This window comes from Allokutzneria oryzae (assembly GCF_042429765.1).
GTDB classification, from domain to species: Bacteria; Actinomycetota; Actinomycetes; order Mycobacteriales; family Pseudonocardiaceae; genus Allokutzneria; species Allokutzneria oryzae.
The window spans coordinates 835,860-858,682 of record NZ_JBHLZU010000018.1 but is presented as its reverse complement, the minus strand read 5'-3'; the positions used below and the strand labels follow the sequence as shown (position 1 = coordinate 858,682).

At 69.1% G+C, this 22,823-nt stretch carries 23 protein-coding genes; 6 read left to right on the top strand and 17 right to left on the bottom strand.

Annotation, left to right across the window (positions count from 1 at the left end; genetic code table 11):
- Positions 1–40: 40 nt before the first annotated feature.
- Entirely contained in the window at positions 41–1,219 is a 1,179-nt protein-coding gene (locus ACFFQA_RS23255; RefSeq protein WP_377855855.1) for a trypsin-like serine peptidase, read from the bottom strand.
- 138 nt (positions 1,220–1,357) lie between these two features.
- Here ACFFQA_RS23255 and ACFFQA_RS23250 point away from each other — a divergent pair, with 138 nt between their 5' ends.
- Positions 1,358–1,993: an MBL fold metallo-hydrolase gene (locus ACFFQA_RS23250; protein ID WP_377855852.1), complete on the top strand. Its 636-nt coding sequence runs from the start codon at positions 1,358–1,360 to the stop codon at positions 1,991–1,993.
- Here the strand turns inward: ACFFQA_RS23250 and ACFFQA_RS23245 are convergent.
- Together ACFFQA_RS23245 and ACFFQA_RS23240 are read right to left on the bottom strand one after the other, a co-directional pair.
- Positions 1,935–2,639, bottom strand: a complete 705-nt coding sequence (locus ACFFQA_RS23245) for a DUF2334 domain-containing protein (RefSeq protein WP_377855849.1) — start codon at positions 2,637–2,639, stop codon at positions 1,935–1,937. The genes ACFFQA_RS23250 and ACFFQA_RS23245 overlap by 59 nt on opposite strands.
- A gap of 90 nt (positions 2,640–2,729) precedes the next feature.
- Positions 2,730–3,620: a phosphoribosylaminoimidazolesuccinocarboxamide synthase gene (locus ACFFQA_RS23240; RefSeq protein ID WP_377855846.1), complete on the bottom strand. Its 891-nt coding sequence runs from the start codon at positions 3,618–3,620 to the stop codon at positions 2,730–2,732.
- Between the two features lie 145 nt (positions 3,621–3,765).
- On the opposite strand from ACFFQA_RS23240, the gene ACFFQA_RS23235 reads away from it, so the two are divergent.
- On the top strand, positions 3,766–4,203 hold the full coding sequence (locus tag ACFFQA_RS23235; protein ID WP_377855843.1) for a hypothetical protein: 438 nt from the start codon (positions 3,766–3,768) through the stop codon (positions 4,201–4,203).
- Positions 4,204–4,219: 16 nt separating this feature from the next.
- Here the strand turns inward: ACFFQA_RS23235 and ACFFQA_RS23230 are convergent, their stop codons facing one another.
- The 3 genes from ACFFQA_RS23230 to ACFFQA_RS23220 all read right to left on the bottom strand — a co-directional run bounded on the left by ACFFQA_RS23230 (position 4,220) and on the right by ACFFQA_RS23220 (position 7,379).
- Positions 4,220–4,813, bottom strand: a complete 594-nt coding sequence (locus ACFFQA_RS23230) for a TetR/AcrR family transcriptional regulator (RefSeq protein ID WP_377855840.1) — start codon at positions 4,811–4,813, stop codon at positions 4,220–4,222.
- Positions 4,814–5,008: 195 nt separating this feature from the next.
- The gene (gene purB / locus ACFFQA_RS23225) at positions 5,009–6,442 is read right to left on the bottom strand and encodes an adenylosuccinate lyase (RefSeq protein ID WP_377855838.1); all 1,434 of its coding nucleotides are present in this window, start codon (positions 6,440–6,442) and stop codon (positions 5,009–5,011) included.
- A gap of 151 nt (positions 6,443–6,593) precedes the next feature.
- Positions 6,594–7,379: a PIN domain-containing protein gene (locus tag ACFFQA_RS23220; protein WP_377855835.1), complete on the bottom strand. Its 786-nt coding sequence runs from the start codon at positions 7,377–7,379 to the stop codon at positions 6,594–6,596.
- A gap of 301 nt (positions 7,380–7,680) precedes the next feature.
- On the opposite strand from ACFFQA_RS23220, the gene dnaE reads away from it, so the two are divergent.
- Complete coding sequence (dnaE, locus tag ACFFQA_RS23215; protein WP_377855981.1) at positions 7,681–11,178, top strand: DNA polymerase III subunit alpha; 3,498 nt, start codon at positions 7,681–7,683, stop codon at positions 11,176–11,178.
- 24 nt (positions 11,179–11,202) lie between these two features.
- Here the strand turns inward: dnaE and ACFFQA_RS23210 are convergent, their stop codons facing one another.
- From ACFFQA_RS23210 to ACFFQA_RS23180, 7 genes are all read right to left on the bottom strand, one after another.
- A complete protein-coding gene (locus tag ACFFQA_RS23210; protein WP_377855832.1) occupies positions 11,203–11,640 on the bottom strand; it encodes an NUDIX hydrolase in 438 nt (145 codons plus the stop codon).
- Between the two features lie 19 nt (positions 11,641–11,659).
- On the bottom strand, positions 11,660–12,487 hold the full coding sequence (locus tag ACFFQA_RS23205; RefSeq protein ID WP_377855829.1) for a hypothetical protein: 828 nt from the start codon (positions 12,485–12,487) through the stop codon (positions 11,660–11,662).
- Positions 12,484–13,032: an RNA polymerase sigma factor gene (locus tag ACFFQA_RS23200; protein ID WP_377855826.1), complete on the bottom strand. Its 549-nt coding sequence runs from the start codon at positions 13,030–13,032 to the stop codon at positions 12,484–12,486. Before ACFFQA_RS23200 ends, ACFFQA_RS23205 begins: the two co-directional genes overlap by 4 nt.
- Positions 13,033–13,094: 62 nt before the next feature.
- Entirely contained in the window at positions 13,095–13,733 is a 639-nt protein-coding gene (locus ACFFQA_RS23195) for a TetR/AcrR family transcriptional regulator (protein ID WP_377855824.1), read from the bottom strand.
- A 29-nt stretch (positions 13,734–13,762) separates the two neighbouring features.
- Positions 13,763–14,086 carry a DMT family transporter gene (locus ACFFQA_RS23190; RefSeq protein ID WP_377855822.1) on the bottom strand — a complete coding sequence of 108 codons (324 nt, stop codon included), beginning with the start codon at positions 14,084–14,086 and terminating at the stop codon, positions 13,763–13,765.
- Between the two features lie 114 nt (positions 14,087–14,200).
- Entirely contained in the window at positions 14,201–14,995 is a 795-nt protein-coding gene (locus ACFFQA_RS23185; protein ID WP_377855819.1) for a hypothetical protein, read from the bottom strand.
- Between the two features lie 56 nt (positions 14,996–15,051).
- Positions 15,052–15,570, bottom strand: a complete 519-nt coding sequence (locus tag ACFFQA_RS23180; RefSeq protein WP_377855818.1) for a SigE family RNA polymerase sigma factor — start codon at positions 15,568–15,570, stop codon at positions 15,052–15,054.
- Positions 15,571–15,732: 162 nt separating this feature from the next.
- Between ACFFQA_RS23180 and ACFFQA_RS23175 the strand changes: the two genes are divergently transcribed.
- Positions 15,733–16,782: a threonine aldolase family protein gene (locus tag ACFFQA_RS23175; protein ID WP_377855815.1), complete on the top strand. Its 1,050-nt coding sequence runs from the start codon at positions 15,733–15,735 to the stop codon at positions 16,780–16,782.
- Complete coding sequence (locus tag ACFFQA_RS23170; protein ID WP_377855813.1) at positions 16,746–17,342, top strand: HAD family hydrolase; 597 nt, start codon at positions 16,746–16,748, stop codon at positions 17,340–17,342. Before ACFFQA_RS23175 ends, ACFFQA_RS23170 begins: the two co-directional genes overlap by 37 nt.
- A 45-nt stretch (positions 17,343–17,387) precedes the next feature.
- Here ACFFQA_RS23170 and ACFFQA_RS23165 read toward each other — a convergent pair whose 3' ends face one another.
- Positions 17,388–17,549 carry a hypothetical protein gene (locus ACFFQA_RS23165; RefSeq protein WP_377855810.1) on the bottom strand — a complete coding sequence of 54 codons (162 nt, stop codon included), beginning with the start codon at positions 17,547–17,549 and terminating at the stop codon, positions 17,388–17,390.
- A 58-nt stretch (positions 17,550–17,607) separates the two neighbouring features.
- A complete protein-coding gene (locus ACFFQA_RS23160) occupies positions 17,608–18,777 on the bottom strand; it encodes a pyridoxal phosphate-dependent aminotransferase (protein ID WP_377855808.1) in 1,170 nt (389 codons plus the stop codon).
- 232 nt (positions 18,778–19,009) lie between these two features.
- On the opposite strand from ACFFQA_RS23160, the gene ACFFQA_RS23155 reads away from it, so the two are divergent.
- The gene (locus ACFFQA_RS23155) at positions 19,010–19,789 is read left to right on the top strand and encodes an SdrD B-like domain-containing protein (RefSeq protein WP_377855805.1); all 780 of its coding nucleotides are present in this window, start codon (positions 19,010–19,012) and stop codon (positions 19,787–19,789) included.
- A 56-nt stretch (positions 19,790–19,845) separates the two neighbouring features.
- Here the strand turns inward: ACFFQA_RS23155 and ACFFQA_RS23150 are convergent, their stop codons facing one another.
- Positions 19,846–20,469, bottom strand: coding sequence for a Uma2 family endonuclease (locus ACFFQA_RS23150; protein ID WP_377855802.1), 624 nt, complete (start codon positions 20,467–20,469; stop codon positions 19,846–19,848).
- A gap of 82 nt (positions 20,470–20,551) precedes the next feature.
- A complete protein-coding gene (locus tag ACFFQA_RS23145) occupies positions 20,552–22,822 on the bottom strand; it encodes a (Fe-S)-binding protein (protein WP_377855800.1) in 2,271 nt (756 codons plus the stop codon).
- Position 22,823: the final 1 nt, after the last annotated feature.

Below are 22,823 nucleotides of genomic sequence, written 5' to 3'. Positions count from 1 at the left end.
GCGACCGTCACCCGCGGGTGGGTGACGGTCGCCGTCCCGGTCAGAGCTGGCTCTTGATCTTCTCGTGCACCAGGTCGATCCGGACGCCCTGGTTCGGGCAGCCGCCGTAGTGGTGCAGCGAGATCACCTTGTGAGTCTTGGCGGAGAGCACCGGGGAGCCGGACGAGCCGCCCTCGGTGTCGCACTTGTAGCCGATGTCGGACTCCTTGACCCGCCCGTCGACCTTGACCGAGCCGACCTGGCAGTTGCCGGAGGGCGACTGGTCGTCCTTGAGCGAGACCTTCTTGATCTTCCCGGCCGGGTGGCCGACCACGTACATCTGCTCACCGACGTCGGGCACCCTCGGGTCCAGCTCCAGCGAGCCGAAGGGCTGCACCTTGGCGAAGTCGGTCACCGAGAACAGCGTGTAGTCCAGGCCGTAGTCGGTGGAGAGCACCTCCGAGGCGAGGACCTTGGTCACCGTGCCGCTGGTGGTGCCGCCGCAGGTCTCGCACTGGTAGTTGAACCAGACCTCGATCTGCTGCGGGTTGCTGGAGAAGCAGTGGTTGTTGGTCAGCATCCGGTTGTTGGCGCCGACCCGCCAGCCGGTGCACAGCGAGGACCCGTTGCGCAGCAGCTTCGCCACCGGCGCGGTCTTGGCGAATTCGGTCGGATTGCTGGTCTTGTAACAGACAGCGTCCTTGTAATCATTGGTTCCGCAGATACTGCGAGTCTGCGCATCGGTGCGCGCGGTGAACTCCGCGTCGGTGAATCCGCGGGTGATCTTGTCAATCCGCGCTGAGCTCAGCGCGGAGGGAGCGCCGCCGTCCTTGGCCCGCAGCGTGACGACCGCCGTGTCACCGGTGACCGACATCGCCCAGAAACCGGTGTCCGACGGGGTCGCAGGCGAGTCGCCAGCAGCGCGCTCCTTCGCGGGGTTCCCGGAGTAGCGGTAGAGCTCGGTCCCCTTCGGGTCGGCAACGGTCAGCACATCGGTCGACGCCAGGTTCATGCCGGTGACGTGCACCTTCACGTACCACGACGCCGCGCGGCCGATCACTGTCGACGGGTTCGCCGCGGTGACGGTCGCGGCCGTCGCTTCCTCCGTGCCGACCTGTTGGGCGGTCTGTTCGGTCGGCTGTCCGGCGGCATTCGTCGCGGCACCGAGCGTGTCACCGGAGACGACGAAGGCGGGCAGCGCCAAAGTGGCGGCGACTATTAGTTTTCCGAAAGCGTGCACATGCACCTCGCAGGGAAAAACATCAGCAGGGTGCTTTTGATACTGGTTGTCCGGTAATTCCGCGTCACTCTGACATCCGCCGTAATCGGCGTTCCGTTCAGCTCACGCCTTTGGTCTCCCGGTTCTAGACTCGAAGACATGCGCATCACCCACTACGGCCACGCGTGCGTGTTGCTGGAGACCGGCTCGACGCGGCTGCTGCTGGACCCCGGCACCTTCTCCTCCGGCTTCGAGTCGCTGACCGAGCTGGACGCGATCCTGGTGACGCACCAGCACTTCGACCACATGGACCTGGAGCGGCTGCCCGCGCTGATCGCGGCCAACCCGCGTGCCCGGCTCGTCGTCGACGAGGGGTCGGCCCCCGCGATCAGCGACCTCGGCACGACCCCGACGGTCGTCCGGCCCGGCGAGTCCGTCGGCATCGGCGGCTCCACCGTGAACGTGGTCGGCGGCGACCACGCGACGATCTACGGGGACCTGCCCGGCATCCCCAACGTGGGCTACGTGGTCGACGACGGGGCGTTCTACCACCCGGGGGACTCGCTGGTCGCGCCCGAGCAGTCGGTCGACGTGCTCGGCCTGCCGACCGCGGCGCCGTGGCTGAAGCTCTCGGAGTCGGTGGACTTCCTGCACGAGGTCGGCCCGAGGATCGCGGTGCCGATCCACGAGAAGCTGCTGGCCAGGCCGGAGGTGTACACCAGCTGGTTCGACCGGCTCAGCGGGGAGAGCACTGCGGTCCTCGCGCTGAAGCACGCTGAGGCGACGCAGCTGTGACATCGGCGTAGGTGCTGGCCGAAGCGCCGTTGCGGAGCGCGGTGTCCACGGCGTCGAGCAACGCGAGCCGGCACGCGGGGCTCGCGAGGTCGGCCGCGTCTGCGGTGATCCTCACCAGCTCCGCGCGGCGGGCCGCCCATGCGACGCCGAACTCGCCGCGCCGTCCGATGCGGTGCACCCGCCCGCGCCGGTGCACTCCGGTCTTGAGGTCGTGCACACCGTTGGCATCGGCGCAGACGGCGAACGAGTGCCGCCGCAGCGCGGTCATGGTGCCGAGCGACATGGTCTCGTCCAGCACCGCGAAGCAGTCGGTGGCGAGCCCGCGCGCCTCGAAGGACGCGACGGAGGCGATCAACCGAAGGCCCGCCTCGTGCGCGGGCAGCGACGGCTTGCGCATCAGCGGCCGGGCGCGCCGCTGCGTCGGCACCAGCACGGGACCGCGCGCGAAACCGTTGAGCACCACGGCATCGCCTGAGCTCCGCCGGAACCGGATCCAGTCCACAGTGGACTGTTCGGCCGCGGGGAGCGGAGTGGTCAGCAGGGACAGCGGGACGCGACGAAGGTCGAGCTCGGCGGCGAGGGAAACGCAGTGCTCAAGCGAGCGCCGGTCGATGCCGGAGAGCGAGACCACGAGCCGTGTAGGCACCCCACCATCAAGCAGGACGCAGGTGACCAGCGGCTTTACCGCCGATGACCACCACCGTCCGATCCCGCGAACACTCCCCCGTCGTGGGGGTCAGGCGGGGGTGGGCCAGTCCGCCATCGACCGGCCGGTGAGCATCTCGTAGGCCCGCACGTAGCGCTCGCGGGTCGCCTCGACCACGTCGGCGGGCAGCGCGGGCGGGGGCGTGTCGCTCGCGCGGTCCCATCCGGAGGCGGGCGAGGTCAGCCACTCGCGCACGTACTGCTTGTCGAAGGACCGCTGCACCCGGCCGGGCTCGTACTCGTCGGCGGGCCAGAAGCGCGAGGAGTCCGGAGTCAGGACCTCGTCGCCGAGCACCAGCTCACCGTTGGCGTCCGTGCCGAACTCGAACTTGGTGTCCGCCAGGATCACCCCGCGCGACCGCGCGTGCTCCGCCGCGCGCGTGTAGACCTTCAGCGTCAGCTCGCGCAGGCGCTCCGCCTTCTCCTGGCCGACCTCCTTGACGACCGCCTCGAAGGAGACGTTCTCGTCGTGCGCGCCGATCTCGGCCTTGGTCGCCGGGGTGAAGATCGGCTCGGGCAGCGTGGAGGACTCCACCAGCCCCGCGGGCAGCTCGACGCCGCACACCGCGCCGGTGCGGTTGTAGTCGACCAGGCCGGAGCCCGTCAGGTAGCCGCGCGCCACGCACTCCACCGGCTCCATCGACAGCCGCCGCACCAGCAGCGCGCGGCCGCGGACCTCATCCGGGATGCGGGGGTCGTCGAAGGACACGAGGTGGTTCGGCACGACGTCGGCGAGCAGCTCGAACCAGAACACGCTCATCGCCGTGAGCACGCGTCCCTTGTCCGGGATTGCGGACTCCAGCACGTGGTCGAACGCGGAGATGCGGTCCGATGCGACCAGCAGCAGGTGGTCGTCGTCCACGGCGTGGAGCTGGCGGACCTTGCCTGCGGCGATCTGGGGGTATTCGGCGAGCGAGGGCACGCGGCAACCCTACGGTCCACCCACGAGCCGGACGAACACGCGCGCTCGGAAATGTGACCATCGAGGCTTCGCGGCGTGAGATCGGACGGACACCCTACGTAGTAATGTCACTACCACTGCCCTGACTCCGGAGGGGATCACCGAGATGTCGTCAGGCCGCTTCCTCCGCAGCCTCGTCGTCCTGCTCTGCGGACTCACCCTGATCACCACCGGACCCGCCGCACAGGCGGTTCCCACGCCACCGGAGGCCGCGCAGCAGGTCTCCCCGTTCACGGTCTTCGACTACTACGCGCTGCCGGACGGCGGAAAGCTCGGCTGGTCGCCCGTCGAAGGCGCCCGCACGTACCGCATCCTGATCACCGACGGCTCGAAGCCCGTGAAGCTGTTCCAGACCGTCGTGGCCACCGACGAGCAGTTCGTCGAGGTGCCCGTCGGCACCGGCTTCAGCACCGAGCGCACCGCCCCGAACAGCGCGTACAACCTCCGGGTCCAGGCGGTGCTCGCGAACGGCACGGTGAGCGAGCTGTCGAACGAGCCGGTGGTCTACACGCAGCCGCCGGACACCGGGGACATCGCGGGCTGACCGGACCGGCCGGGCGCTACTGCCGGGCCAGCGCCACGGAGAGATCGACGACCAGCTGGTCGGGCACGTCCTCACCGCGTAACCGCCGCTGCTCGAAGCCCTGCACCAGCGCGCCGATGCCGAGCGCGAGCTGCCGCGCCCGCTCGGGCCCGATCACCGCTCCGGTCTTGTCCGCCCTGCCGACGAGGGCCTCGGCGAACTGCTGGTCGGAGCGCTGGGCGATCTCGCGCAGCCGGGTGCTGACCACGGGGTCGCTCTGCGCCTGCCCGGCCAGCTCCATCTCGAAGGCCAGCAGCTGCGCCGCCTCCTTGGTGCTGGCCGCGCGCAGCCTTCCGTGCACGTAGACCCCGATGACCTGTTCCAGGGCGAGCCTGGGGTCGCCGAGCTGGCGCAGCTCGGCGATCACCCGCCAGTGGATGTCCTCCACCACGGCGACCAGCAGGTCCCGCTTGCTGCCGAAGATCGAGTAGATGGCCCCGGTGGTCAACCCGGCCCGCCCGGCGATCATGCCGAGCGACGCGCCCCGGTGCCCCTCCTCGACGATCACGTCCCGCGCGGCGTCGAGCAGGGCGGCGCGGTTGCGCGCTTTGCCTTCCAAGCGAGCGACCACGCGGACAACCCCCTCGACAACGCGTCAGCAGTACTTGACCTCTGCCCCATTGTCGGGCCGCTTACTCCCGACTTGCGCTCTGCTTTCAGGGTCCTGATTTAACCGAATAAGGTTCACGTAAGCGAACGCCGTAAAACCAGTCGTTCGGCCGACGGTGATCTGACGGCTGTTCGGAGCAACGATTGAGCCCTGTTGCTACAGAATCGGTTCCGGTGCGTACCCAGCCGCCTCGGGGTAGCGCGCCATGACGTCCTGAACCCGCTGCACAACGGCATTGACCTGAGCCGAGGCGGCACCGGTGAAGGGCAACCGGTCGGCCAGCAACCGCTCCAGGGCCGGGCGGTCCAACGGAAAGCGCTGATCGGCTCCGAGCCGGTCGAGCAACTCATTGCGCTCGGTGCCCTGCTCCCGCATGGCCAGCGCGGAGGCCACCGCGTGCTCCTTGATGAGCTCGTGGCCGGTCTCCCTGCCGACGCCTTCCCTGATCGCCGCCATCAGCATCTTCGTGGTGGCCAGGAACGGCAGGTAGCGGTCCAGCTCGCGGTCGATCACCGCGGGGAACGCGCCGAACTCGTCCAGCACGGTCAGGAACGTCTCGACCAGGCCGTCGAAGGCGAAGAAGGCGTCCGGCAGCGCGACCCGGCGCACCACCGAGCACGACACGTCACCCTCGTTCCACTGGTCCCCGGCGAGCTCGCCGACCATGGACGCGTACCCGCGCAGCACCACGGCGAGCCCGTTGACGCGTTCACAGGAACGGGTGTTCATCTTGTGCGGCATGGCGCTGGAGCCGACCTGGCCGGGCTGGAAGCCCTCGGTGACCAGCTCGTGGCCCGCCATCAGCCGGATCGTCTTCGCCAGCGACGAGGGCCCCGCGGCCAGTTGCACGAGCGCGGTGACGACCTCGAAGTCCAGCGACCGCGGGTAGACCTGGCCCACGCTCGTGAACACGGTGCCGAAGCCGAGGTGCTCGGCGACCCGGCGCTCGAGGTCGAGCAGCTTCGCCGAGTCCCCGCCGAGCAGGTCGAGCATGTCCTGCGCGGTCCCGACCGGCCCCTTGATGCCCCGTAGCGGATACCGCTCCAGCAGGTTCTCCAGCCGCCCGAACGCGACGAGCACCTCGTCGGCGGCGGTGGCGAACCGCTTGCCGAGCGTGGTGGCCTGGGCGGCGACGTTGTGCGAGCGGCCCGCGATGACCAGCTCGGCGTTCTCCGCCGCGAGCCTGGCGAGCCGCTCCAGCAGCGCAACGCCGCGGTCCCGGACGTGCTCCAGGCTGAGCCGGACCTGCAGCTGCTCGACGTTCTCGGTGAGGTCCCGCGAGGTCATGCCCTTGTGCACGTGCTCGTGCCCGGCGAGGGCGTTGAACTCCTCGATCCTGGCCTTCACGTCGTGCCGGGTGACGCGCTCGCGCTCGGCGATCGAGGCGAGGTCGACCTGCTCGACAACCCGCTCGTAGTCGGCGAGTGCCGTCGCGGGCACGTCGACGCCGAGGTCGGCCTGCGCGCGGAGCACCGCCAGCCAGAGCCTGCGCTCCAGCACCACCTTGTGCTCCGGGGACCAGATCCTGGTCAGGGCGGGAGAGGCGTACCGGCCGGCCAACACGTTCGGGATGCGGGGCTTCGAGCTCACGCGGTGAGCCTATTCGACCGGCGAACCCCCAGCTCAGCCGCTACGGCGTGAGGTGGGGAACAAAAAAAGACCCGATCCCCGCGAAAACGCGAGAACCGGGTGGTGTGTCATCAGCCTAGCGCACCAGTGCGAGATCACCAAACGAGCGGTGTCACCATCCTGCGGGCTTCGCGCAGGGACCGACCGGATCCGGCATCTGATGCGCGCGGAAGTCATCGGCTCGAAGTCGACGCCACCAGTGTCCACCCACTCCGACACCAGGCTCTGCTCGAAGGTCTCTGGCCACCGGCGTCGTACTTGGGTTGATCGTGGCGACAGGCACTCGGAGACGCGCCTGCTCCAGCGGAAAGCTCAGGTCACTGTCATTGGAGAAGACCATGGCGACATCGACCTGTCGGGTCAGGACATCCATCAGCAGGTGGCTCGCGACGTTGACGTCGGACCCTTTCTCCTCGAACGTCGGGACCGTGGCCAACAGCATGGTCTGCCCGTCGGGCTTCACCACCTCACTGACCGGAAGCCAGCCAGGAAGCTGGCTGCTACCTGGGGAAACAATCTGACGTGGTCTCCTGCCTCGCTTCTCGACAAGCACTCCCGAACTGGTGCGGGAAACGTACTTGCCGTGGGCGACGAGGACATTGCCGCAATGCCGCTTGAGCGCCTCGATATAGATCTCCTGGTCGGCGACCGAACTCGGATCACCTGCCCGGTCACGAAGCGCGGTGCAGTAGACGATCCGGTCGATCGTGGGATTGGCCCAGAGGCGTGGGTTGATCAGACTCATGGCCAGGCCGCCGACGTCGAGCCAGCGCCAACCCTCGGTGCCCTTTCCGCAATGCGCCCGAGCGCCGTAGTAGACGTTGAACGCGTCGACATAGACACCGACGCGGGTGACCTGCGGTTCGGTTGTCCGCCGGAGGGAACTTGCAACGATCATCGAGGCACAATAACCACGAAAGTCAAAAAGGCGTTGTGCCACATATGAAAACTGTCCCCCGGCAGAGTGGCACTGATGCAACCTCTCGGGCCTTTTCCGCGTTTTTCCTTCAGCAGCAACGGGAACACCGGCGCCAGGTGAGACGTTCGTCTCCTCGCCGGGCGTGACCCGGTCGTGGCGGTGGGCCCGCTGGAGACGGCCGAGCGGGCGAACTAGATTGGTCGTCTCGTTCTGGGGAGGTTTGCTGGTGTCAGCTGAAGCTGGGTCCTTCGTTCACCTGCACGTGCACACCGAGTACTCGATGCTCGACGGTGCGGCGAAGATCGCCCCGCTGTTCGCCGAGGCCCAACGCCTGAACATGCCCGCGGTGGGCATGACCGACCACGGCAACATGTACGGCGCCGACCAGTTCTACCAGCAGTCCAAGAAGTTCGGGATCAAACCGATCATCGGCATCGAGGCCTACCTCGCCCCCACCAGCCGCGGCCACAAGAAGCCGGTGTTCTGGGGCGAGCCGCACCAGCGCGGCGACGACATCTCCGGTGGCGGCGCCTACACCCACATGACCATGGTCGCCCGCAACGCCACCGGCCTGCGGAACCTGTTCAAGCTCTCCAGCCTGGCCAGCATCGAGGGCTACTACCGCAAGCCGCGGATGGACCGCGACCTGGTCCAGCAGTACGCGCAGGGCATCATCGCCACCACCGGCTGCCCCTCGGGGGAGGTGCAGACCCGGCTGCGGCTTGGCCAGGAGAAGGAGGCCGTCCAGGCCGCCGCGGACTACCGCGACATCTTCGGCGCGGAGAACTTCTTCCTGGAGCTGATGGACCACGGCCTTGACATCGAGCGCCGGGTCCGCGAGGGCCTGCTCAAGATCGGCAAGGACCTGGGGATCCCCCCGCTGGCCACCAACGACTCCCACTACGTCACCAAGGACCAGGCCGACACCCACTCGGCGCTGCTGTGCGTGCAGTCGGGCAAGACGCTCAACGACCCGAACCGGTTCAAGTTCGACGGGGACGGCTACTACCTGAAGTCCGCGGCGGAGATGCGCCAGATCTGGGACTCCGAGGTCCCAGGGGCGACCGACTCCACGCTGCTGGTCGCGGAGATGGTCGAGTCCTACGACGAGGTGTGGAGCTACCACGACCGGATCCCGATGTTCCCGGTCCCGGAGGGCGAGAACCAGGAGACGTGGCTGCGCAAGGAGGTCATGCGCGGCCTGGAGTGGCGTTTCCCGAACGGCATCCCGGACGGCTACGTCGAGCGGGCCGAGTTCGAGATGAACGTGATCAACCAGAAGGGCTTCCCCGCCTACTTCCTGGTCGTCGGCGACCTGGTGAAGTACGCGAAGGAGGTGGGCATCCGGGTCGGCCCCGGCCGTGGTTCGGCCGCGGGCGCGCTGGTGGCCTACGCGCTGGGCATCACCAACCTCGACCCGATCCCGCACGGCCTGCTGTTCGAGCGGTTCCTCAACCCGGAGCGCGCGTCGATGCCCGACATCGACATCGACTTCGACGACCGCAGGCGCGGCGAGATGGTGCGCTACGCCACCGAGAAGTGGGGCCACGACCGGGTCGCCCAGGTGATCACCTTCGGCACCATCAAGACCAAGGCGGCGATCAAGGACTCCGCTCGCGTCCACTATGGACAGCCGGGCTACGCGATCGCCGACAAGATCTCCAAGGCGCTGCCGCCGCCGATCATGGCCAAGGACATCCCGCTGTCCGGCATCGTCGACCCCAAGCACGAGCGCTATCCGGAGGCGGCCGAGGTCCGCACGCTGGTCGAGAACGACAGCGAGGTCGCCAAGATCTTCGAGACCGCCCGCGGCCTGGAGGGCCTGATCCGCAACGCGGGCGTGCACGCCTGCGCGGTCATCATGTCCTCCCAGCCGCTGATGGACTCGATCCCGCTGTGGCAGCGCGACGACGGCTCGATCATCACCGGCTGGGACTACCCCTCCTGCGAGGCCATCGGCCTGCTCAAGATGGACTTCCTCGGCCTGCGCAACCTCACCGTCATCGGTGACGCCATCGAGAACATCAAGGCCAACCGGGGCGAGGACATCGACCTCGACACGCTTGAGCTGGACGACAAGCCCACCTACGAGTTGCTGGGCCGTGGCGACACCCTCGGTGTGTTCCAGCTCGACGGTGGGCCCATGCGGGACCTGCTGCGGCGCATGCAGCCGACGGCGTTCGAGGACATCGTCGCGGTCGGCGCGCTGTACCGCCCCGGTCCGATGGGCATGAACGCGCACAACGACTACGCCGACCGGAAGAACGGGCGGCAGAAGGTCAAGCCGATCCACCCGGACCTGGAGGAGCCGCTCCAGGACATCCTCTCCGAGACCTACGGCCTGATCGTCTACCAAGAGCAGATCATGTTCATCGCCCAGAAGGTCGCGGGCTACTCGATGGGTCGAGCGGACGTGCTCCGCAAGGCCATGGGCAAGAAGAAGCAGGAGGTCCTCGAAAAGGAGTTCGAGGGCTTCCAGCAGGGCATGCGGGACAACGGCTTCTCCGACGAGCCGATCAAGGCCCTGTGGGACACGATCCTCCCGTTCGCCGGCTACGCGTTCAACAAGTCGCACGCGGCCGCCTACGGCCTGGTCTCGTACTGGACCGCCTACCTCAAGGCGAACTACCGCGCCGAGTACATGGCCGCGCTGCTGACCTCGGTCGGCGACAACAAGGACAAGTCGGCGGTCTACCTCTCGGAGTGCCGTCGGCTCGGCATCAAGGTGCTGCCGCCGGACGTCAACGAGTCCGCGCTGCGCTTCTCTGCGGTCGGCCAGGACATCCGCTTCGGCCTCGGCGCTATCCGCAACGTCGGCGCCAACGTGGTCGACTCGATCATCAAGACCCGGGAGCAGAAGGGGGCCTACACCTCCTTCACCGACTTCCTCGACAAGTCCGAGCTGGTCTGCTGCAACAAGAGGGTCATCGAGTCGCTGATCAAGGCGGGCGGCTTCGACTCCTTCGACTCGACCCGGCTCGGCCTGTTCCAGGTGCACGAGGAGGCGGTCGACGCCGTCGTCCCGCTCAAGCGCCAGGAGGCGATGGGCCAGTTCGACCTGTTCGGCGCGGGCGGCGACGACGAGGAGCCGAGCGAGGACGCCTCGCCGCTTGCGCACCTGAAGTTCTCGGCTGAGGAGTGGCCGCGCAAGCAGCTGCTCGGCTACGAGCGGGAGATGCTGGGCCTCTACGTCTCGGCGCACCCGCTGGACGGGGCCGAGCGCGCCCTGCGGCAGAACGCCCCGAGGTCGATCGCGGAGATCATCGCCGACCCGCCGAAGGAGGGCGAGATCGCCATCGCCGGGATGATCTCGGCGATGGAGCGCAGGGTGAACAAGAAGGGCGAGCCCTGGGCGATCTGCACCGTCGAGGACCTGGACGCCTCGGTCGAGGTGCTGTTCTTCCCCAAGTCCTACAGCGTGCTCTCCGAGGAGCTGGTCGAGGACGCGGCCGTCGCGGTCAAGGGCAGGGTGAACTGGCGCGAGGAGAAGATGTCGATCTTCGGCTCCGGCCTGGTGACCCTGGACATCGCCGAGGCCGACCTCACCCAGGACCCGCCGCTGGTGATCAAGCTGATGGCCTCGAAGGTGAACGCGACGCTGGTGGAGGACCTCAAGCACACGCTCAAGGCCCACCCCGGCGAGACCCCGGTGCACCTGAAGATCCAGAACAACCGGCGCGCGTTCACCCTCGCGGTGGACGACGGCTTCCGGATCAGCACCTCGGGCGCGTTCATGGGCGAGCTCAAGGCCCTGCTCGGCGCGGGCTGCGTCGGCTGACCCGCACCTCCACGGCTGGTGGCCTCACCAGCCGTGGAGGGCGAACGGGATGCCTGCCGCGATGTTGCGGACGGCCTCGGCCGGGTAGGCGATCGTGTTGTGCGGCAAGGCGTCCAGCGGAAACCACGCCAGGTCGGAGCACTTCCCCGGTTCGCGGTTCACCGGCTCGCCCTCCCACTGCCACGCCCGGAAGAAGAGGCCGATCCTGGCCTCGCCCGTCGCTTCGCGGTGGTGCATCACGTGCACGCAGTCCAGGTCGGGCGCGGACAGCCTGATCCCGGTCTCCTCCCACGCCTCGCGGATCACACCGTCCACAACGGACTCACCGACTTCGAGGTGTCCGGAGACCAGGTGGTACCTACCGTCCTGGTAGCCGGTGTTGTGCCTGCGGGACAACAAGATCCGGCCGTCCTCGATCAGCACCAGGTGCACGTCGACAACGCTGCGGTAGCGCTCACTCATGCCCCGCAGCCTGCCCGACTCACATCGTGAGGTCGCGATCGGTGGCCAGAGCGACCAGCTGCTCGTTGGTCAACGCGGGACGATCGCGCATCGGCCCGCCGCCGCCGGACGGGTTGTAGGTGTAGGCGCTGACCCGGACCACCACGCCATCGAGGCGGTAGTGCACCGCGCTGGCGATCGCACCGCCACCCTGCGTTCCCCTGACGAGGTCGACGACGAGCGCGGTGCCGTCCGGCAGCTTGCTCACGTGGCAGCTCTCGATGCGCACGGTGCTCTGCGGCTGCTGCACGCACTCCTCGGCGGGTCGGTGGAAGGTGTAGCGCGGCGAGTAGACGCTGTAGACCACGGCGGTGTCGCCGGCCTGGTCGCGGAAGTCGACGCCGCCCTCCATCACGTTCGGCCCCAGGCCGGGATCACCAGCGGTGAGCGTGTTGGCCTTCTGCGCCTTCGCGTTCGTGGCGTGCGGGGCCTCCTTCAGGAACGCACGCAGGAAGCTGTCGCGCACCCCCGCCGCCTGTTCGTCGGCCCTGCTCTGGGTGTAGCGCTCCGGCCGGGGCAGCCCCTGCGGCGGCCACGGGAAGTCGATCTCCAGCCCGGTGATGGCCGCCGGTGGGGCCGGCGGCTGGCCGGCCACCTCCAGGCCGCCGCCGCGACCCACGCCGACGCTCTGCTGCACCAGCACCGCCCCGCCGAGGACGGCGACGACCGCGGCGGCCACGCCGAAGGTGGCGCGCCGTCGCCGGACCTTGACGCCGATCCTGGTCACCGCCTCGTCCGGGTCGAAACCCAGCGGCGGCTCGTCGGTGACGGCGCCCCGCAGACCGTCCCGCAGTTCCTTCTCGATCATGACTCCGTCCTCCCGCCTGCCAGGGCGGACTCGTCCACGCCCAGCCGCGTGATCACGGCCCGCAGGTTGTCCAAACCGCGGGCTGCCTGGCTCTTCACCGTGCCTTGTGAGCACCCCAGGGCCGCCGCGGTGTCGGCGACCGACAGGTCCTCGAAGTAGCGCAGTACGAGCACGGCCCGCTGCCGTGACGGGACCTCGGCCAGCGCGCGCAGGACGAGGTCCCGTGTCTGCGCGCGCTGGCCTACGGCAGCGGGATCGCCATCGTGGTCGGCGACGTCCGGTACGACGCCGGTCCTGTCCTCCGCCCTTCGCCAAGGACGTCGGACCTCGTCCAGCCAGCACCGCACCACGGTCTTGCGGACGTAGCGGTCGAGCGACTCCGCGCCGCGGATCCGCCACCACGCCGAATAGAGCTTGGTGAGTGCGTTCTGGACCAGGTCCTCGGCGAGGTGCCAGTCCCCGCACAGCAGGTAGGCGAAACGACGCATCGGCGCCGCCTGCCTCCGTGCCATGTCGCGAAACCGGGCCTCGTCCTCGGACCGCATGATGGTGCTCCCTTCGCGCTACCGGCCTTACTCACGCGAGCCAGAGCGCAGAGGTTGCACGGTTACCGGAGCTCCGCTCGCAGCATCCTCCGCGCGGCCCCGCGCGGGTCGGGATCGGACTCGATCAGCGCGTTGACGACGGTGCCGTCGATCAGTGCGATCAGCCTGGTCATCTCCGCGGTGGACATCGGCGCACCCGCCGCGACCAGGATCTCCACCAGCAGCGCGTGCAGCTCCTCGCCCATCTCGCGCATGAGCGGTGCGAGGTAGGGCCGCCGCCCGGAGCCGACGAGCCGCTCGTAGCGCAGCAGCACCGCGTCCAGGCCGCCCTCGCGGGAGTTGTGGCCGAGCAGCAGGTCGAGCACCAGCTCACCGAGCTCGTCGCGGTCGAGCCCCTCCTCGCCGAGGTCCCCCAGCTCGGCGAGCCGGTCGCGCCCCCAGGCCAGCTCGGTGCGGCCGTGGTACTCCACCGCCAGCTCCACCAGCTCCTCGATCGAGGAGAAGTAGTAGGTGGTCGATGCCAGCGGCAGCCCGGCCCGTTCGGCGACGGCGCGGTGCCGGATGCCGTCGAAGCCGCTCTCGACCAGCAGCTCGCTGGCCGCCTCGACGAGGGCCTGGCGGCGGCGCTCCCCCTTGGGTGTGCTGGCCTGGCCGGTCCGTCCCTGGGACGGGCTCGGAGCGGCTTCTGTTGGCTCAGGCATGACCCTGCATGGTGCCAGCCCGCGCAAGATCAGTGCGCACCGCCGGCGAGCTGGAGCCCGACCACCCCGCCGATGATCAACAGAATCGAGACGACCTTCAGCACGGACACGCCGTCGCCCAGCCAGACCATGCCGATGACGGCGGTGATCGCGGCGCCGATGCCGGTCCAGACCGCGTAGGCGGGGCCGGCGGGCAGCTGCTTCATCGCCCAGGCCAGCCCGCCGAAGCTGGCGGTGGCCAGCACCGCGAAGGTCACCGTCGGCCAGAGCCGGGAGAACCCGTCGGAGAGCTTGAGCGCGACCGCCCACCCGGCTTCGAGCACCCCGGACACGATCAACACGAGCCACGCCACGGTGACCACCTCCACTTTCTGGTACGAGCGTACCAGTTTTCTCGGGGCACGCACGGCGATGGCCGGCAGATCGACTCTCTGCCGGCCATCGCTCTGGGGGAGGGGACCCGTGGTCTAGAACTTCTCCGCGATCTTCTTCGCGATCTCGTCCACCCTGGCGCCGTACGGCGACGCGGTGGAACCGCCCTGGGGCTCGCTCACCACGACGAGCGGGCGGCCGCTCGGGGCGTAGGCACCGGAGGAGCGCGCGCCCGTGGGGAGGTCCCTGGTGCCGACCTCGTCCGAGTCGATCTTCGCGTCGGGCGGGCCGAGGATCACCGAGATCACCCCGGTGACCGAGCCGTCCCTGACCAGGACGGACATCGCCTTGGAACCCGGTGCGCAGTACCGGTTGGCCGGAGTCGGCGTGAGGCCGGCAGCGGCCGGGAGCTCGTGGGCGAGGGCGACCGCGAGCTCCCGGTCCGCCGGTCCGCACCCGGTCGGGGTGCTGCTGGTCGGCCGACCAGCTCTTCCCGGGTCGTCGTCCCCCTGCTTGGACGTCGGCTCGGGAATGCTTTTGGGCGGTTGTTCCGTGGTCTTGCCCGGCGGAACCGCTCCGGTGGGCAACGGGTTGTTCGTGGGTACTGAGAACGGGACGGCGGGAGCGCCGTTCTCGGTTGCACCGTTTCCGGGAGAATTTTGGGCGGCGACGGTCGTGCCCTGGTCGGCGCCGGTGTCCAGCGCGTTCGCGCCGAACACCGCGACACCCGCGAGCACGACGACGCCGAAGGCCGAGCCGGTCGCCACGCGCATCCGATGGCGCGCCGTCGCCCGCTGCGAGGCCCCGAGGACGTCCTGCTCACCGAACGATGACGGTGGCGCGTCACGCACCGCATCGCGGAACAGGTCCGCGAGCTTGTGCTCGTCCACCTAAACCCACCTCCTCGACCGGCGAAGGTCGCCGCACCCCGACTGTTCGCCGGTGTTCACGACGCCGAACGCAGGTCGTCCAGCGCGTCTCCCAGCGAGGCGCGCAGGGCCTCCAGCCCGCGCGCCGTCTGGCTCTTCACAGTTCCCTCGGTGCACTTCAACGCGGCCGCGGTCGCGGCGACGTCAAGGCCCTCCAGGAACCTCAGCACGAGCACCGCCCGCTGCCTCGGCGGAACTCCCGCAAGCCCGGCGAGCAGCGTCTCCCGCGTGGCGACCGACTCACCGACCTCGGTGTCGGTGACCGGCGTGTCCGGGAACTCCTCCACGGTCCGCTCACGTCGCCAGGGTCGGCGTGACTCGTCGATCGAGGCCCGGACCAGCGTGCGCCGGACGTAGGCGTCCAGGGCTCCCTTGTCCCGGATCTTGCGCCAACGCCGGTGCAGCGCCACGAACGCCGTCTGGGCCAGATCGTCCGCACGGTGCCAGTCTCCGCAGAGCAGGTACGCCGTTCGCCGCACGGCGTCGCGCCGGGCAGCGAAGTACTCCGCGAACTCCTGCTCTTCGCGCTGGTCCACGCGGGACTCTCCGCTCGTCGTGTCTTGCACTGGGGAGACGGACGCGTCCGTTCCGAGGGTTGCATGGTGCCGCACTCGAATTCCTCCTGGCCACCTGCCCCGCTCCCGCGGCGGTCGCGAAAGCGGGCCGACCCGTGGCCCGATCTGTGGTCTGATCGGCTGGTGACCTCCATCGACCTGCGTTCGGACACCGTCACCCGCCCAGACGAACGGATGCGCACCGCGATGGCCACCGCCGAGGTGGGCGACGACGTGCTCGACGGCGACCCCACGATGCGCCGGTTGGAGGACCGGGCGGCCGAGCTGCTCGGGATGCCGGCCGCGTTGTGGGTGCCCACTGGCTGCATGGGCAACACCATCGCTTTGATGTTGCACCTCAAGCGGGGCGACTCCTTCCTCGCGCCGGAGGACGCCCACGTGCTCAACCACGAGCTGGGCACCGCCGCGTGGCTGGCGGGCGGCATGCCCCAGGCCCTGCCCTGCGACGTCGGTCCCGGCCGGTTCTCACCGGACGCGGTGCGCGCGGCCACCGACAACACCGGTCCTTACCACTCCATGCGCACCTCGCTGCTGTGCCTGGAGAACACCCACAACTCGGCGGGCGGCACGGTGCTGCCACCGGAGGAGCACGGCCGCCTCGTCGCCGTCGCCCGGGATCAGCGGCTCGCCGTGCACCTCGACGGCGCCCGGCTGTGGAACGCCGCCGTCGCGGCCGGGGTCTCCCCCGCCGAGCTGACCACCGGCGTGGACACCGTGCAGTCCTGCCTGAGCAAGGGCCTCGGCGCACCGATGGGCTCGGTGGTGGCGGGCACCGAGGAGTTCGTCGGCGAGGCGCGGCGGATCAGGAAGATGCTCGGCGGTGGTGTGCGCCAGGGAGGTGTCGTCGCGGCGGCCGGACTCGTCGCGCTGGAGCGGATCGAGGACCTGGCCGTCGACCACGACAACGCCAGGGCGCTCGCGGACGGCCTCGCCGAGCTGGGCTGGCGGGTGCGGGAGCCGCAGACCAACATCCTGCTCGCCGAGCTGCCCGGCCTGACCCAGGCGGAGGCGCTGGAGCGGCTGACCGCCCTCGGCGTGCTGGCCGGGCCGATGGCCGGTCAGGTCCGCTTCGTGACCCACCGCGACGTGAGCAAGTCCGACATCGATGAGGTGTTGAACCGGATGAGGAGGTCCGAGTGGGCTGGGTCGTCTTCGACTACGGCGAGGTCCTGAGCAGGAGATCGGCGATGCTGCCCAGGCTCGCCGAGTCCTACGGCGTGTCCTTCGAGGAGTTCGAGGAGGTCTACTGGCCCGCACGGGACGCCTACGACCGCGGGCAGAGCGACCTGGACTACTGGCGCGGCATCGGCGAGAAGCTCGGCGTGGACGTGGACGAGGGGCTCTGCGCCGAGCTGACCGGCGCGGACATCTCCGGCTGGCTCGAACTGAACCCGGGGTCCATGGCGCTGTTGGAGGAACTGGACGAAGCCGGGGTGCAGCTGGCGCTGCTGTCCAACGCTCCGGCCTCCTTCGGAGCGGCCGTGCGCGAGCAGCCGTGGACGCGGCGCTTCCGGCACCTGGTGTTCTCCGGCGACCTCGGCGTCGCCAAGCCGGACCCGGCCATCTGGACCGCGCTGCTGGAACGGCTCGGCGCGCGGGCCGGGGACTGCCTGTTCCTCGACGACCGCCAGCCCAACATCGACGGGGCGCGCCTCGCCGGGCTCACCGCGGAGCTGTGGACCGGCCCCGAGGAGGTCCGCCCGCACCTGATCGAACGGGGACTGCTGTCCTGAACAGGCGAAAGGGCGCCGCGACGACGCGGCGCCCTTCACCGGAGGTCAGTACTTGGGCGACTGGTTCTTCTTGAACCAGCCCAGTCCCGCGGTCACCAGGAACGCGATACCGCCGATGACGGCCAGCCAGAACAGGCCCTTGAAGATGAGTCCGAGCACGGTCAGCGCCAACCAGATGATCAGCAGCGTCGCGATGATGGCGAGCATGGTGTCCTCCCCTGAGCGTCTTGCCAACTGAACGGTTGCGCGGGACGTGAAGTTCCCGTCAGCCCAGCCAGCCGCCGATGCGGTGAACGGCCTCCCGCACGTCCTCGGTGGAGCCCGCGAAGGACATCCGGACGAAACGGTTGCCGTCGATGGGATCGAAGTCCACTCCGGGCACGATCGCCACTCCGGTGTCGGCGAGCAGGCGCTCGCAGAAGGCCATCGAGTCCTGCGTGAGGTGCGAGACGTCGGCGTAGGCGTAGAACGCGCCGTCGGCGGGAGCGACCCGGTCGATGCCGAGCTTCGCCAGCCCGGCAAGGAGCTCGTCGCGGTTGCGGCGGTAGCGCGCCACGTGCCCGTCCGCCTCCGCGTAGCCCTCGGCGGTGAACGCGGCGACTCCCGCGTACTGCGCGAGCGCCGGAGGGCAGAGTGTGAAGTTCCCGGTGAGGCAGTCCACCGCGCGCAGCAGCGGGCGCGGCAGCAGCATCCACCCGAGCCGCCAGCCGGTCATCGAGAAGTACTTCGAGAACGAGTTGACGATGATCGCTTCGCGGGAGGTCTGCCACGCGCAGCCGAGCGGGCGCTCGTAGCTGATGCCGTGGTAGATCTCGTCGCTGATCAGCCGGACTCCGTTCGCCTCGCACCACGCGGTGATCGCGGCGAGCTCGGTCGGGTCGAGCACCGTCCCGGTGGGGTTGGCCGGGCTGGCGACGATGAGCCCGCGCACCGGCTTCTCCAACGCCTCCAGCATCTCGATCGTCGGCTGGAACCGGGTGCTCGCGTCGCACGGCAGGTCGACGACCTCGCACCCGAGCGCGGACAGGATGTTGCGGTAGGCCGGGTAGCCGGGGCGGGCGAGCGCGACCCGGTCCCCCGCGTCGAACGCGGCGAGGAACGCGAGCAGGAACGCGCCGGAGGAGCCGGTCGTGACCACCACGTCCTCCGGGGCCACGTCCAGGTCGTAGCGGCGGCCGTAGTGCCCGGCGATCGCGGCGCGCAGCTCGGGGATGCCCAGCTGCTCGGTGTAGCCGAGGGTGTGCCGCTCAAGGGCGGCGGCCGCGGCGGCGCGCACCGGCTCGGGGGCGGGCGTCGCGGGCTGGCCCGCGGCGAGCGAGATGACGTCGCCGGACTCGCGCTGCCTGCGAGCCGCCGCGGAGAGGACCTCCATCACGTGGAACGGCGGGACGACGGCGCGCTGAGCTGCACTGGCGAAGGCGGCGATGGACGACATGGCGTCAGCGTGCCACGCAGGGCCCGTTGGGCCACAGGAGTGAGCCACAGTCCACACCGAACACCTCCGCTGCGCTGTTCCGGTGACGGGTCTGGCGGAGGAGTCCCCGCCGGGTCTAGATCTTCGGAGTGAAAGTAGGATCTTGGACAACCCGCGTACCGGAGCGAACGTCTACCTAGCGCCGACGCCCGCAGCACCGGCACCAAGCACCACTTCCGCGAGGGGAACCAGCATGACCAGGGGCATCCGCCGGTCCGCATCCACCGTCCTCGGCGCCGGTATCTCGGCGGCGATCCTGATGAGCTTCGTCCCCTCCGCGGGCGCGATCTCGGGCAGCCTCGGCGCGATCGACGGCACGGTCTTCTTCGACCGCAACGGAAACGGCCTCATCGACCGCAGCACCACCGGTGGGGAGCCGGGTGCGGAGAAGGCCGAGGTCCGCCTCTACGACGCCGACGGTGACGTGGTCGCCGACGCCGTCGCGGACGCCAACGGGAAGTTCCGCTTCACCGACCTGCGCCCGGGCACCTACAAGCTCGACGGCGGCCAGTCCGGCTTCGTCTCCACCACCGAGGACGAGCGCAAGGTCGAGGTGCGCGGCAGCAAGACCGAGTTCGTCCGCTTCGGCATCCGCGGCGGCAGCATCACCGGCCTCGCCTGGATCGACGAGAACGGCGACGGCATCCACCAGGAGACGGAGAAGGCGTACACGGACTCCCGCGGCTTCACCCTGACCGGCGCCACCGACTACTACGGCAAGATCGCGCAGCGCACGGCCAAGGTGGACGAGAACGGCGAGTACGCCTTCGAGGACCTGCCCTCCGGCCGCTACACGGTGCAGACCACGGGTCCCGATGGCACGACGGCCACCAAGACCGAGGCCGGCCCGGACGCGACCACCGACTCGGACTTCACCGGCAAGTCGGGCACGGTCAAGTCCGACAAGATCCAGCTCGCCCCCGGCGCGGGCATGGTCAGCCTGGACGCGGGCTTCACCCGCGGCACCAACTGACCACAGAGGACAGACGAAGGGCGGCTCCCCGTAACGGGGAGCCGCCCTTCTTGTTCTCAGCGCCGGATGTCCAGCAGGTCGAGCGGCCTGAGCGAAATCGGAAACGGTTCGTCGGTTTCGAACAGCTCACCGCTCACCGCTTCGGCAATGACCTTGTACTCACCCAACTCAAGCCGGGACAGGCGAAGCGACACGAACCGCTGCCGCAGATCTGCCTTGCCGAGCAGGTAGTACGGGATACCGGCTTCGGCGCACAGGTCAGGCTTGTCGAACCGGTCCCTCCGCACGCTGGACGGTGAGACGAACTCGCCGACAAGGACCACATTGTCGACGTCAACCCAGACATCCGGATTCGGGTTCCGCACGATTGTCAGGTCGGGCTGGATCCACCGTTGCGAGGTGATCCTCAGGTTGACCGTGGGGTAGACGGCAAGGCCCGCTTCATGAGCTGGACCGTCCATCGCCATGGCGAGTTTCAACATGGCGAACCCATTGGGGCCCGCCTCGTACGGACTCATGATCAGGTTTCCGTCCAGGCACTCGTACTTCACCGGCGGAACGCCAGGAACAGGCAGATAGCGCTCCGCGAGATCGGTGGTCCACATGCCCGCCAGTTCCACCAGCGGATCGAACGGTGCACCTGGTGGGTCGTACGGCCTGCCAATCACTTCAGCCACCACCCTCAACCACCTCCGGCCGCGAGGCTATCGCCGGAGAGCACACAAAATCAGTCCAGCACAGATTTGCGCCCCTGTCAGGTAATCAGGAGTCGGTGGCCGCCTTGTCGTCCTGCTCCGGGAGCGGAGTGCCGGTCGGCTCCTCGTCGGTGGGCGTGTCCTGCTTGGCGGGCTTGCCGCGCCGCACGGACTCCAACAGCATCTGCGCGACGTCGACGACCTGGACGCTCTCGTCGGCCTTGCTCTCGTTCTGCCGCTGGGTGAGGCCGTCGGTGAGCATGACGCGGCAGAACGGGCAGCCGGTGGCGATCTTGGTGGGCGCGGTGCCCAGCGCCTCGTCGACGCGGTCGACGTTGATGCGCTTGCCGATCCGCTCCTCCATCCACATCCGCGCGCCGCCCGCGCCGCAGCACATCGAGCGGTCGGCGTGGCGGGGCATCTCGCGCAGCGTTGCGCCGGTGGAGCCGATCAGGTCACGCGGCGGCGAGTAGACCTTGTTGTGGCGGCCCAGGTAGCACGGGTCGTGGTAGGTGACGTCCTCGGCGACCGGCGCGACCGGGACCAGCCTGCGCTCGCGGACCAGCTTGTTCAGCAGCTGCGTGTGGTGCACGACCTCGAACTGCCCGCCGAGCTGCGGGTACTCGTTGGCCAGCGTGTTGAAGCAGTGGGCACAGGTCACCACGACCTTGCGCTGCTTGGCTTCCCGGCCCTCGAAGACCGCGTTCAGCACCTCGACGTTCTGCTGCGCGAGCATCTGGAAGAGGAACTCGTTGCCAGCGCGGCGAGCCGGGTCACCGGTGCAGGTCTCCTCGGAGCCGAGCACCACGTACTTCACGTCGGCCATGTGCAGCAGCTCGGCGACGGCCTGGGTGGTCTTCTTGGCGCGGTCCTCGAAGGCGCCCGCGCAGCCGACCCAGAACAGGTACTCGGTCTCGTCGGCCAGCTCTCCGTCGAACACCGGGACCTCGAAGTCCAGCGCCTCGGTCCAGGCCAGCCGGTCCTTGGCGTTCTGGCCCCACGGGTTGCCCTTGTTCTCCAGGTTCTTGAACATCCCGCCGAGCTCGGTGGGGAAGTTCGACTCGATCAGCACCTGGTAGCGGCGCATGTCGACGATGTGGTCGACGTGCTCGATGTCCACCGGGCACTGCTCGACGCACGCGCCGCAGCTGGTGCAGGACCACAGCACCTCGGGGTCGATCACGCCCAGCTCGTCCGGGCCGCCGATGAGCGGGCGCTCGGACTCGGCGAGGGCGAGCACGTCGATCTTGGCGAGGCGGGCCTCGGCGTCGTCGCCGGTGATGCCGACCTCGTCACCGGCCATGTCCTTGCTGCCACCGGCGAGCAGGTACGGGGCCTTGGCGTAGGCGTGCTCGCGGAGGCTGGTGATCAGCAGCTTCGGCGAGAGCGGCTTGCCGGTGTTCCACGCGGGGCACTGGGACTGGCACCGGCCGCACTCGGTGCAGGTGGTGAAGTCCAGCCAGCCCTTCCAGCCGAAGTCCTCGATCTTGCCGGCGCCGAAGACGTCCTTCTCCGGGTCGGCCTCCTCGAAGTCCAGCGGCTTGCCACCGCTCATCATCGGCTTGAGCGCGCCGAGCGCGACGCCGCCGTCCTGCTCGCGCTTGAAGTAGATGTTGAAGAACGCGGTGAACCGGTGCCACGCGACGCCCATGGTCATGTTGCGCGCGATCACGATCGCCCAGGTGCCGGAGATGAACACCTTCAGCGCGGCGACGATCGACACCGCGAGCAGGCTGGCGGGCAGCAGCGCGCCGAGACCGTGCGAGATCGGCGCGGCCCACACCGGGTACGGCAGCAGGCCGTTGGCGGACTTGAAGGCGCGGATGCCGAAGATGCACAGGCCGACGCCGAGGATGACCGCCTCGACGAAGTACGCCTGGCGGAAGTTGGAGCCGGAGAAGCGGGACTGGCGGTCGGCCCGGCGCGGGTGGTTGCGCTGCCGGATGGCGATCAGCACCAGGATGCCGATGACCGTGGTCAGGCCGATCAGCTCGACGAACACGCCCCACACGGTCCAGTGCCCGATGATCGGCAGCTCGAACGCGGGGTCGAACACCTCCCCGTGCGCCTCGACCAGGGTCAGCACCAGCGAGCCGAAGCCCACCATCACGAACCAGTGCGCGGCCCCGACCGTGCCCCACTTGAGCATCCTCGTGTGGCCGAGGATCTCCTTGAGCATGTTCTTCAGCCGCGGCCCCACCGGGCCGTTGCGCGTCGGGTCGGGTTGCCCGAGCCGGATCGTGCGCACCATGCGGATGACGGTCTGCGTCAGCATCGCGACCCAGACCAGCGTCATCGCGACGCAGATCAGGCCCAACACGATGTGCAAGGCGCCCATG